11 protein-coding genes, 3 pseudogenes and 1 riboswitch are annotated in these 10540 nt (G+C 56.4%); of the genes and pseudogenes, 9 read left to right on the top strand and 5 right to left on the bottom strand.

The genetic code is table 11. From position 1 onward, the window contains the following. The 5 genes and pseudogenes from CUC53_RS19295 to CUC53_RS14850 all read left to right on the top strand — a co-directional run. A pseudogene (locus tag CUC53_RS19295) lies at positions 1 to 156 on the top strand (hypothetical protein); the annotation flags it as partial. 1 nt (position 157) lies between these two features. Then, positions 158 to 529, top strand: a pseudogene (locus tag CUC53_RS14865) (copper-transporting ATPase); the annotation flags it as partial. Continuing rightward, on the top strand, positions 530 to 919 hold the full coding sequence (gene cueR, locus CUC53_RS14860) for a Cu(I)-responsive transcriptional regulator (RefSeq protein ID WP_100294872.1): 390 nt from the start codon (positions 530 to 532) through the stop codon (positions 917 to 919). Positions 920 to 1004: 85 nt separating this feature from the next. Continuing rightward, positions 1005 to 2159 carry a GGDEF domain-containing protein gene (locus CUC53_RS14855; protein WP_201796773.1) on the top strand — a complete coding sequence of 385 codons (1155 nt, stop codon included), beginning with the start codon at positions 1005 to 1007 and terminating at the stop codon, positions 2157 to 2159. Between the two features lie 31 nt (positions 2160 to 2190). Then, positions 2191 to 2454: a YihD family protein gene (locus CUC53_RS14850; RefSeq protein ID WP_100294870.1), complete on the top strand. Its 264-nt coding sequence runs from the start codon at positions 2191 to 2193 to the stop codon at positions 2452 to 2454. Positions 2455 to 2603: 149 nt separating this feature from the next. On the opposite strand, the gene CUC53_RS14845 is transcribed toward CUC53_RS14850, so the two are convergent. From CUC53_RS14845 to CUC53_RS14830, 4 genes are all read right to left on the bottom strand, one after another. After that, positions 2604 to 3737 carry a 5-(carboxyamino)imidazole ribonucleotide synthase gene (locus CUC53_RS14845; protein WP_100294869.1) on the bottom strand — a complete coding sequence of 378 codons (1134 nt, stop codon included), beginning with the start codon at positions 3735 to 3737 and terminating at the stop codon, positions 2604 to 2606. Continuing rightward, positions 3734 to 4243, bottom strand: coding sequence for a 5-(carboxyamino)imidazole ribonucleotide mutase (purE, locus tag CUC53_RS14840; RefSeq protein ID WP_100294868.1), 510 nt, complete (start codon positions 4241 to 4243; stop codon positions 3734 to 3736). Before purE ends, CUC53_RS14845 begins: the two co-directional genes overlap by 4 nt. A 65-nt stretch (positions 4244 to 4308) precedes the next feature. Beyond that, entirely contained in the window at positions 4309 to 4611 is a 303-nt protein-coding gene (locus CUC53_RS14835) for a P-II family nitrogen regulator (RefSeq protein WP_100294867.1), read from the bottom strand. A gap of 4 nt (positions 4612 to 4615) precedes the next feature. Further along, on the bottom strand, positions 4616 to 5542 hold the full coding sequence (locus tag CUC53_RS14830; protein WP_100294874.1) for a sodium-dependent bicarbonate transport family permease: 927 nt from the start codon (positions 5540 to 5542) through the stop codon (positions 4616 to 4618). Between the two features lie 110 nt (positions 5543 to 5652). On the opposite strand from CUC53_RS14830, the gene nhaR reads away from it, so the two are divergent. The 4 genes and pseudogenes from nhaR (at position 5653) to murI (ending at position 9593) form a co-directional block, all read left to right on the top strand. Beyond that, a complete protein-coding gene (gene nhaR, locus CUC53_RS14825; RefSeq protein ID WP_100294866.1) occupies positions 5653 to 6552 on the top strand; it encodes a transcriptional activator NhaR in 900 nt (299 codons plus the stop codon). A gap of 35 nt (positions 6553 to 6587) precedes the next feature. Next, a riboswitch (cobalamin riboswitch) is annotated at positions 6588 to 6765 on the top strand. Between the two features lie 52 nt (positions 6766 to 6817). Continuing rightward, a pseudogene (locus tag CUC53_RS19610) lies at positions 6818 to 7240 on the top strand (TonB-dependent receptor plug domain-containing protein); the annotation flags it as partial. A 237-nt stretch (positions 7241 to 7477) separates the two neighbouring features. Beyond that, positions 7478 to 8683 (top strand): TonB-dependent receptor domain-containing protein, encoded by a 1206-nt coding sequence (locus tag CUC53_RS19605; RefSeq protein ID WP_420808066.1) that lies wholly within the window; start codon positions 7478 to 7480, stop codon positions 8681 to 8683. Between the two features lie 112 nt (positions 8684 to 8795). Further along, a complete protein-coding gene (murI, locus tag CUC53_RS14815) occupies positions 8796 to 9593 on the top strand; it encodes a glutamate racemase (RefSeq protein ID WP_100294864.1) in 798 nt (265 codons plus the stop codon). A 24-nt stretch (positions 9594 to 9617) separates the two neighbouring features. Here murI and CUC53_RS14810 read toward each other — a convergent pair whose 3' ends face one another. Further along, positions 9618 to 10109, bottom strand: a complete 492-nt coding sequence (locus CUC53_RS14810) for an RNA recognition motif domain-containing protein (RefSeq protein ID WP_100294873.1) — start codon at positions 10107 to 10109, stop codon at positions 9618 to 9620. Positions 10110 to 10540: the final 431 nt, after the last annotated feature.

Genomic DNA, 10540 nt, shown 5'->3' with positions numbered 1-10540 from the left:
CATCGCCAGCTGGCTGGTGAGCGGCGATGCGCCAGCGCCGGTGGCCCATATCGCCGCCCAGTTGGGGCTGGACGGGGCCTTTGACTCCGTGCTGCCAGCGGGCAAGGTGGAAAAGGTCGAGGCGCTGCGGGCGCAAACCCATGGGCTGGTGGCCATNGTGGGGGATGGGGTGAACGACGCCCCCGCGCTGGCTGCGGCGGATGTGGGCATCGCCATGGGCTCCGGCTCCGACGTAGCGATGGAGACCGCCTCCATCACCCTGATGCGATCTGATCCGCGGCTGGTGGCCGATGCCATCGACATTTCGGCGGCCACCTGGCACACCATCCAGCAGAATCTGTTCTGGGCCTTCGTGTTCAACATCATCGGCATTCCGCTGGCCGCGCTGGGCTACCTCAGCCCCGAGCTGGCGGGGGCGGCCATGGCCCTGAGCAGCATCACTGTGTTGAGCAATTCCCTGTTATTGAAACGCTGGCAGCCCAGGGCGGCGCACGGACCAGCATCCAACCCGATCGTTAAGGAGGCATAAATGAACATTAGTAAGGTTGCCAAGGCCACGGGGCTGACTGCCAAGACCATTCGTTACTACGAAAGCATCGGTCTTATCACAGCACCGACACGTAGCGATAACGGATATCGCCGCTATGCCGATAGTGCATTACGGGAATTGCGTTTTATCAAACGAGCGCGCGAAACCGGCTTCAATCTGGAGGAGTGTCAGGAGTTATTGGCGCTTTATCGAGATAAGCAACGAACCAGTGCCCAAGTGAAAAAATTGGCACAGGAAAAAATAGTGGATCTACGCGAGCGTATCGCAGGATTACAGGCGATGCTGAGCTCCCTTGAAAGCCTAGTTGGTTGTTGTCATGGCGATGATCGCCCTGAGTGCCCGATCCTTGATGAGTTGGAACGTGCCTGACTAAGTTGTTAATAAAAAAGGCTTTATTGTGACCAATGGAGGGAGAGCGCTAGACTGTGCGACGTCAATACTAGGGAGTGTCCGTTTGACCCAAAGCGTATCTTGTCAGGTAAGGCGAGCCATCATGACTCAGCTTTATACCCATGTGTCTTTTAGCTTGCCCTGTCTGGGGCTGCTAGCGGTAGGCTGGAGTGTGTTGTTTCACCGCTATCTTCCCATCGGGGAGGCGTTGGGTTGGCTAGGCGGCATGATGGTGCTGTTGTCTTTGCGGGTTTGCCACTTGCGCTGGCGGCAACGAGGGTTAGCAGAGTTGCCACTGATGGTGTTGGAGCGTGAGCTGTTTATCGGGGTCACGATCAGCTCGATCGCATGGGCTCTGGGCGTTCTGCTCTATATGGAGCATTTGCCAGATGCTTATCGAGCAGCCATGATCATGCTGACCACCCTGATCCTGACCGGCAGTGCCATTATGCTGCTTGGCAGTCGTCGCGCGCTGTACGGTTCGTTGTTGCCGCTAGGGTTTGCCATGCTGTTTGAGCTGGCGGGGGGCAACGATCAGGAGCAGGTCGTCGATCTGATGCTGGCCGCTTATCTGTTCATTTTTTTGCCAAGCCTCCTGCGTCATTTACGTCGCGAGCAGATAGCCTCTTTACACCATCAATTTGCTAACGCCGAGTTAGTGGCGGAGCTCAGACAGGTATCGGACCAGCTGCGCTCAGCTTCACGGCGCGACGGGTTGACCGGGATTGCCAACCGCGCTCATCTCGACGATTGCCTCGCGCGTGCGTGGCGCCGCTGCCACCGAGCTCGCACCCCACTGTCATTGGTGTTAGTTGATGTGGATTATTTCAAGCAATTCAATGATTTTTATGGCCATCTCCCTGGTGATGAATGTTTGCAGCAGATAGCGATGGTACTGGCCGAGGTGGAGCGGCGCGAGGATGATCTGGCGGCTCGCTACGGTGGGGAGGAATTTGCGTTACTGTTGCCTTGCACCAGTGTGCAAGGGGCGTTGCAATTGGCAGATAAGGTGCGTGTCGCCCTTAAGGCGCTGGCTATTCCCCACCATAAATCGTTGGTTTCTAGCAAGGTCACCTGCAGCTTTGGGGTCGCTACATTAGTGCCTGACAGCACAACCAGCATTGCAGAGTTAATCCAAAAAGCGGATGCGGCCCTTTATCAGGCCAAGCATAATGGGCGGGATCGTATCGAGGTTGCCTTGATGGGTAAGGCGGCCTGATTTTCACATGACAGATTTCAAGAGGTTGTCTATGCAATGTCATCGTATCGAAGAGCTGTTGGAGTTGTTGCAGCCTGCCTGGATCAAGGAACAGGATCTCAGCTTGGTGCAATTTATCGCCAAGCTAGCGGCAGAAGCAGGTTATCAAGGCGATCTGGCCGAGTTAACCGACGATATGCTGATTTATCACCTCAAAATGCGAGAGTCTGACAAACAAGCGATGATCCCTGGGCTAGCCAAAGATCATGTCCCCGATTTTAAAGAGGCGTTGCTCAAAGCGCGCGGTATCAAGTAAGGGGGGTTGTGGCCCCCTTTGCTGTTGATGGTGTGAATCCAGACTCGGCGTCTCGCTCTTTCCCCTAACGTTTTGGTTTAGCCCGTGATCATCGCCGCGCTCGTTACACGATGGTGATCATGGGAGAACTGTTGTTACCTGCTGCTTACTTATTGCGACCTGTGGCCTGCAATACCCAGTTGGGTGCGCAGAATATGGGTGGTTTCCTCCACGGCTTGCCAGTCGGCCCCAGTGATAGTGACATGGCCCATCTTGCGGTTGGGGCGAGGATCGACTTTACCGTAGAGGTGCAAATGCAGGCCGGGCAGCGCCAGCAAGCTAGGCCAGTTTGGTGTCCCTGCTTGCCACACATCCCCCAGCAGGTTAATCAGCATGGCTGGCCGCACCCTGATGTGAGCAGGTAAGGGCAGATCGCATAGGGCCCGCACTTGCAGCTCGAACTGACAGCAATCGGCGTTGTCGAGACTCGGGTGGCCCGAGTTGTGGGGACGGGGCGCCAGCTCGTTAACCAAGAGCTGCCCTGCTACCAGAAAGAACTCCACCGTCAGCACCCCCACATAGTCGAGGGCGGCGATCAGTCGCTCGGCGATCGTCTTGGCCTCACGCTCCAGCCCCGGTGCGTTGGCTGGGGAGCGGGTCTGATCCAAAATACCGCCGCTATGCCAGTTCTGCACCAGCGGCAGGGCACTGACGGCGCCGCTCGGGTTGCGGGCGAGGGTCAGCGCAAATTCCCCCTCCAACGCTAGCTTCTGTTCCAGTACACAAGGGGCGTTGCTGGTGGCCAAGGCTGTCACCAGTTCATCCCAATTGGCAATCTGCCACTGCCCCTTGCCGTCATACCCCTCGCGGGCGGTTTTTAGGATGGCGGGAAAGAGGTCGCTGGCCTGTGCGGGGATCGGCTCGTTTGGCAACAGCGCTAGGTGAGGGGCGAGGGGAATGCCGAGACTGGCCAACAAGGCTTTCTCTTCACGGCGATCCTGACAGATGCCCACCGCGCTAGCGGCGGGACGAACTGGTTTATGCTGGGCCAGCAGGGCAAGGGTGGTGGCAGGCACGTTTTCGAACTCGCAGCTGATGGCGGCGCAGCGGTTGGCCAGTTCCTGCAAGGCGGCCGGGTCATCGTAGGGGGCAACAAGATGATGATCGGCAGCGGCGCCAGCGATGCTGGCCGGATCTGGGTCCAGTACCACCACTTTATAACCGAGGCGGTGAGCCGCCATGACGAAGTAGCGGCCGAGTTGACCGCCGCCGAGCATACCGAGAGTGGCGGGCGGTATTATCATGTCGGCTCCTCCAGTTGCAGCGCCAGCACCCGATCGCGCTCGTGGCGACGAAAATCATCCAGTTGCAGCCGGTAGCGGGGGGCATGGTCATCTTGGGCGACCGACAGCAGGGAAACCGCGAACAGGGCGGCGTTGGCAGCCCCTGCTTCGCCAATGGCGAAGGTGGCGACCGGTACCCCCTTGGGCATCTGGACAATGGAGAGCAGCGAATCCATCCCTTTGAGCTGACGTGAAGGAATCGGCACCCCCAGTACAGGCAGGGTCGTCTTGGCGGCAACCATGCCTGGCAGATGGGCGGCGCCACCGGCTCCCGCAATGATGGCGCGCAGCCCCCGTGTGCGGGCGTTGGCGGCGTACTCGAACAGCAGATCTGGGGTGCGATGAGCCGAGACTACCCGAGCCTCGTAGGGAACTCCATGTTCTTTGAGGATGCGGGCGGCAGCTTGCATGACCGGCCAATCGGAGTCGGAGCCCATGACTAGGCCAATCAGGGGAGGGGTCGTCATTCGTTCGGTTTCCTTGATACTAAACGTGAGGAGGGGTGGGGAATAACAAGAGCCGATGCGTCGGCTCAGAATTTTTCGGGCCGCACAATGTCGACCGCTTGCAGAAAGGCGATCATGGCGTAGTGGGGGTAATAGCGCTCCTGCAGATGGGCTAGTAGTCGCTCCGCCTGTTCGCGGCTACAAATGGCCTCTAATCTGATATTGCCGCTTTCGCTCCAGCTAGCGTTGCGCTCGCCATGATCGCCGCGACCACGGGCGTCGGTGATGGTATAGCCCCGCAACCCTTCTTGGGTCAGGCTGCGCAGCAGGGTCGGCTCCAGTGTCGCCTCGGTGATGACGGTGAGCAGGGTGCGCGTCTCGGTCTGCATGTGGCTACTCCATAAAGTGGTGGGCCCAGCTGTGGTAGAGCGGGATCCCAAGCATGATGTTGAACGGAAAGGTGATCCCCAGTACGGCGCTGAGCGAGAGACCAGGATTCGCCTGTGGCAGGGCGATCCGCAGGGTTGCCGGCACAGCAATATAGGAGGCGCTCGCCGCTAGGGTCGCCAGCAGTGTTAGGCCTCCTAGGGAGAGCCCCAGTAACTGACCGGTTGCCAGCCCGAGTAGGGCAGAGGCGAGCGGCATCAAGAGCGCAAAGCCGAGCAAGAACAGGCCGTGGCGGCGCAGATCCTGACATTGACGAGCGACGATCAATCCCATCTCTAACAGAAACAGCGCCAGCGCCCCCTTAAACAGGTCGACAAACAGTGGCTTCAGGGGGGCAACCCCCTGCGGGCCAGCTAAATAGCCAATGGCCATGCCTCCTAGCAGTAAGGTGACCCCCTTACCGAGGAAGGTTTCGTGAGCCAGCATGCGCCAGCGGGTCTCGCGGCTGATCCCCCGAGCCAGCACGATGCCCGCCACAATAGCCGGGATCTCCATGACCGCGAGGAAGATCGAGAGCTGAGATTCGAAGTGGATGCCCCGTTCGGTCAGCCAGTTAACCCCGACGGCGAAGGTCGCCACGCTGACCGAACCATAGTGAGCGGCAGTGGCGGCGGCATCTACACGGTTCATCTTGAGGCGCAGCACCACAAAGCCGAGTAGGGTCTGCACGACCCCGAGCAGGATCACCAGCGCAAGTTGTGGCAGAAGGGGCTGTAAGGGTTGTTGGGCGAGGCCGATGCCGCCTTTTAGACCAATTGCCAGCAGCAAGAAGAGCGAGAGCGTATCGTAAAGGGCTGGCGGTAGTTTTAGCTCCGATCGCGCTAGACCGGCTAGCAGCCCAAACATAAAGAAGAGAACAACGATATCTAGCATGATGACTCGCAGGGGGCGTGCAGATAGTGGTTGCATGCTAGGGCGCGTGATGGTTCGATAAAATCAGATTTTCACTGATGGTTGTTCGGTAAAAACTGATAGAGGTCGACATGCTCAACTACAAACAGCTCTACTACTTCTGGCATGTGGCGCGTTGTGGCAGCGTGACGCAAGCGGCGCAGCAACTGCATCTCACCCCACAAACCATCAGCGGCCAAGTCGCTGAGCTCGAACTTTCCCTTGGGGTGGCGTTGTTCAATCGGGTGGGACGACGTCTGGTGTTGACGGCAGCAGGGCAACAGGCACGAGCACAAGCGGGAAGCATCTTTTCGCTGGGTGCTGAACTGGAGCACACCTTGCGCCATGCAGGTCAAGAATTGACGATGCAGGTAGGCATTGCTGACTCGGTTCCCCGTGCGCTGGCGTTCGAACTGCTGGCCCCAGTGATGACCTTGGCAACCCCGCTGCGGCTGGTATGCCATGAGGAGCGAGCCGAGCAGCTATTTAGTGATCTGGCGCGCCACAAACTGGATATGGTGTTGATCGATCGTCCACTTCCCTCTGACAGTGGTGAGCGTGGCTACAACCATGAACTCGGTAGTAGCCCCCTGGCGCTGTTTGCTAGCCCTGAATTAGCAGCACGGGCGCGTGAGGGATTTCCTGCGGCGCTAGAGGGGCTGCCACTGCTGATCCCCGGAGATAAGTCGGCCACCCACGATCGTCTGCTGGAGTGGTATCGCCAGCAGGGGGTGCACCCTCATATTGTTGGCCAATTTGATGACTCAACCTTGATGAAGTCATTTGGTAAGGCGGGCATGGGCATTTTTCCTGCCCCACTGGCCATGGCCGAGGAGATTACTCGCCTCTATGGTGTGGAGCGGATTGCCACCTTGGCCGAAGTCCGGCTCTCCTACTATTTGGTCTCTGCGGGTCGTCATCTTTCTCATCCGGGGGTGCAGGCGGTCATGGCGGGGGCAAAGGACAAACTGGCCGTACTTGATGATAGATAGATGTCCAGATGGCTATACATCCCCTGCTGCACTGCCTATAATCGCCCCGCTTTGGCGCATCATGCTTAATAGGGAATCCGGTGAAAATCCGGAGCTGGCGCGCAGCGGTAAGGGGGAACGAAGCGACATCATGGCACTGCCGTCAGGTGGGAAGCCGTCGCCTTAGGTTATTAGCCCCCAAGTCCGAAGACCTGCCAAAGTTCATATTTCGGGCCGAGAGAAACCGGCCACGAAGTAGATGCTTACGCGACCTTAAGGATCTCTCATGTCGAAAAAAATTCTGGCGGCGGCGCTCTTGCCGACGGCGGCGTTTGCCCAGTCATTGACCATTCCGGTCAATCCCACCATGGTGGTAACCGCCACGCGGGTAGCCCAACCGGTTTCCAGCGTACTGGCTCCGGTGAACGTGGTCACACGGGACGAAATCGATCGTCTGCAAGCTCAGACCGTGACCGATGTAGTCAAGACCCTGCCTGGGGTGGAAGTGGTGAACAATGGTGGCCGTGGTCAGCTCAGCTCACTACGTGTGCGTGGCGGGGCCTCCTCACAGACGCTGGTGCTGGTGGATGGGGTGCGCAGTGCCTCTCTTACCGCAGGCATTACTGAACTCAATAATCTGCCACTTAATCAGGTGGAACGAATCGAGTATATCCGTGGCCCACGTGCCACGATTTATGGCTCTGATGCGATTGGTGGGGTGATTAACATCATTACCCGCCCCGACAAAGGGACCAACCAACACAAATTCAATGTTGGCGCCGGTTCTCATCAGCAGCGTCAGGCCTCGCTGAGCAGTGCCAGTCAGGTGGGCGAGGCGGGTCAACTCAAGATCGCGGGTGGGTTTGATGACGAGTCGGGTTACAACGTGCACCCGATAGCTGGGGTAAACGATGGCGATCGGCATGGCCACCGCGGCTACAACGCCATGCTGGATTATCAGCAGGCACTTGATAGTCGATGGGATTTGTTTGCGACAGCGCGTTGGTTTCGCAACGTCGCCCAGTATGACAGCTCGTCTGCCGCTTCATCATGGGGACCTGCAACCCATCAACGCAATGAAACATGGACCGAGAATCAAAGTTACCTGCTGGGCTCCCGCTATCACGATGAGCGTTTGCTGAGTGAGCTGCGTGGCGCCTTCGCCAAGCAGGATGCTTATGATTATCCCGATAGCCGTGGCCTTGACCAAGCTGATGCACGTACTTACACTCGTCAATACAGTGCAAATTGGGTGAACAGTTTTAAGCTCAATGAGGTCTGGACGCTGGGCGGTGGCGCCGATTGGCAGCGCGATATGCTCGATGATCGCTCTCGTTCTTATGGCTCGCTCTATCCCGCTGATGCTAAAGAGCGTGATAACACGGGTCTCTACGCTCTCGCTCAGTTTGATAACCAAGGTTGGCAAGCGGAGCTAAGTGGCCGCAGTGATGATAATGAGCAGTTTGGCCGCCATAACACGTGGCAAACGGGGGCAGGCTGGCGCTTTGTTGAGGATTATCGCCTGAGTGCTCGCTATGGGACTGGTTTTCGAGCGCCGACGTTTAATGATCTCTACTACCCCGGGTCTGGTAACCCAGACCTGACGCCTGAAGAGTCAAAGAGCAGTGAGTTGATGCTTGATGGTCAAACGGCTGGGCTGGCGTGGCGGGTCACGGGCTATCGCAACGATATTACCCAGATGATCCAGTGGGGCCCCAACAGTCAAGGTATGTGGCGACCGCAAAACGTGGGTAAAGTCCGGATTGACGGGGTTGAATTAGAAGGTGAGTTTGATATCGGTTGGCTCAGTCACCGCGTGGCAGCTGAATATAAGCAGCCAAAAGATAGAAACAGTGACAAGCAGCAACCACTGATTGCTCGTCAAGGCGTGAAATGGGTAGCTCAAGCACAGTGGCAACGACTCGATGGATCTGTGAGCTGGATCTATCAAGGGGAACGGTACGGGGACGCGGCTAATACCGTGGAACTGGGGGGATATAGCCTGTGGCATCTGGCGGTGGGCTACCAGCTTACCCCAGCGCTGAAAGCATCGGGTAAGATTAACAATCTGTTGGATAAGCACTATCAGACAGCAGTTGGCTATCCGGCTGATGAGCGGGCTTATTATCTAACGCTGGATTACGCGTTATAAGTTGCCCGCAACGGGCAATGTAAAAAAACAGGGGCCCTGCCATTGGCAGGGCCTTTTCTATTGGCGGCAGGCGAGAGTATGATCGCCGCCTTGCAGCAAAGGGGGAGCTCAAGTGGCCAATATTCTCGTGTTTGATTCTGGTATGGGTGGGTTGACCATCTATCGCGAGATCCGCCGCGTGTTGCCGGCGCACAGCTATTTCTACTGCTTCGATAATGCTAACTTCCCCTACGGTGAGCTGAGCGAACCAGCTCTCATCGCCGCCTGTTGCCGCTTGGTGACCACCATGGTGGCCCGCCATCATATCGATCTGGTGGTGATTGCTTGTAATACCGCTAGCACTATTGCGCTGCCAGCGCTGCGTGCGGTATTGGCTATTCCTGTCGTTGGAGTGGTGCCTGCGATCAAACCGGCAGCAGCCCAGACGCGCAATGGTTGTATTGGCCTGTTGGCGACGCCAGGCACGGTCAAACGTGATTATACCCATGAGCTAATCGCCCAGTTTGCCCCAGGTAAGCGGGTGCTACTGAAAGGCACCACAGAGCTGGTGGTTGAAGCTGAACATAAATTGGCTGGCTTGCCGGTTAATATGGCCTTACTGCGTGAGGTGCTGGCCGACTGGCTAGAAGGTGATAGCCAACCCGATACATTGGTGCTCGGCTGTACCCATTTTCCACTGCTCAATGACGAAATCCGCCAGCTGATGCCACAATGCCAGTTGATTGACTCAGGTAGCGCAGTAGCAAATCGGGTGGCCTGTTTGCTCGCTAATAAAGAAGAGCAAAGAGAGGGCGAAATGCCGAGTGATAAAGCAGTGGCTAAGGCCTACTGCTCGCGGTTAGATAGGGAGGCAGATAAATTAACAGCCCCCTTGCACGCTTGGGGGCTGTCATCATTAGAAGAGGTTTGATGTAAATTAACGAACGCAATACCGTCAGACGTTTAGGCCGTTCTCTTCTCGCTCATCCCGGTCTCGCTTATCGTTGGCTTCACGAACCTTAAGGGTGCGTTGCTGATACTCTTTATCATTAAGTGCCATGATTGCCCGAGTTGCATCTGCAGTTGGCATCTCCACAAAGCCAAACCCCCTACGCTTCCCAGTGGTTTTATCCTTCATCAAGCGAACCGAGATAACTTGCCCCTGTTCGGCAAATAACTCCCGCACCGCGATCTCGTTAGCACGATAGGGTAGGTTGCCTACATATAAGGTGCACGTCTCTTGATGAGCGACAGCTTCGGTTGCGCAGATAGAGGACTTATTAATGAGCAGCGGTGTGACAAAACCACCGATAGTGAGACCTAATGCAAACATGACTTCAACGTTAAAAGAGAACTGTAAGGTTTGTGCAATTATGTAGCCAACCACTGCTAATACCAGCGCAAGGATAGCTGCCTGCAAATAAACGGGAAATTTCGATAAATTCATCTTTAAAGACCTTTTGTAAATGAAAGCAAAAAAGGTGCAACACATTATTCACCACCATGGTAACCAGCTTTCTTTGTTGACGCTACCTTGGGCCCCAAGGAATCCAATATGGCATGTCGAAAAAGAGTTAATGGTGATCTAAGTAGTGCCTGATGGAGGATATATCGGCAAAGATTGTGGGTAATGCTGTAGATATATTCTGTATAAAGTGTTGGTAATTAAATAATTAAAAATAAACGCAATTTCTCTCAAAAAAGTCTTGTCATCGCAGAGCGGCTCCCTATAATGCGCCCCTACCAGCACGGCACCTAGCGCCACGCTGATGAGCTCGCCTCCTAGTGAAGCCAGCGCCGAAAGAAAAGCGAAATCAACCGCTTGACTTTCGAAGTGAGAAGCGTAAGATGCGCCTCCTCAACGCGATAAGCGTAACG

It is taken from the genome of Aeromonas cavernicola (assembly GCF_002795305.1).
In the GTDB taxonomy this organism is placed as follows: Bacteria; Pseudomonadota; Gammaproteobacteria; order Enterobacterales; family Aeromonadaceae; genus Aeromonas; species Aeromonas cavernicola.
Note: the sequence above shows the minus strand (reverse complement) of the source record. Positions and strands in the feature narration are given on the sequence as shown.

Bases quoted from the DNA above. Each gene is read 5' to 3' on its own strand.
- CUC53_RS14830 (WP_100294874.1), bottom strand. From the start codon at position 5,542: ATGCTAGATATCGTTGTTCTCTTCTTTATGTTTGGGCTGCTAGCCGGT.
- nhaR (WP_100294866.1), top strand. From the start codon at position 5,653: ATGCTCAACTACAAACAGCTCTACTACTTCTGGCATGTGGCGCGTTGT.
- CUC53_RS14850 (WP_100294870.1), top strand. From the start codon at position 2,191: ATGCAATGTCATCGTATCGAAGAGCTGTTGGAGTTGTTGCAGCCTGCC.
- purE (WP_100294868.1), bottom strand. From the start codon at position 4,243: ATGACGACCCCTCCCCTGATTGGCCTAGTCATGGGCTCCGACTCCGAT.
- cueR (WP_100294872.1), top strand. From the start codon at position 530: ATGAACATTAGTAAGGTTGCCAAGGCCACGGGGCTGACTGCCAAGACC.
- CUC53_RS14810 (WP_100294873.1), bottom strand. From the start codon at position 10,109: ATGAATTTATCGAAATTTCCCGTTTATTTGCAGGCAGCTATCCTTGCG.
- CUC53_RS19605 (WP_420808066.1), top strand. From the start codon at position 7,478: ATGCTGGATTATCAGCAGGCACTTGATAGTCGATGGGATTTGTTTGCG.
- CUC53_RS14835 (WP_100294867.1), bottom strand. From the start codon at position 4,611: ATGCAGACCGAGACGCGCACCCTGCTCACCGTCATCACCGAGGCGACA.
- CUC53_RS14845 (WP_100294869.1), bottom strand. From the start codon at position 3,737: ATGATAATACCGCCCGCCACTCTCGGTATGCTCGGCGGCGGTCAACTC.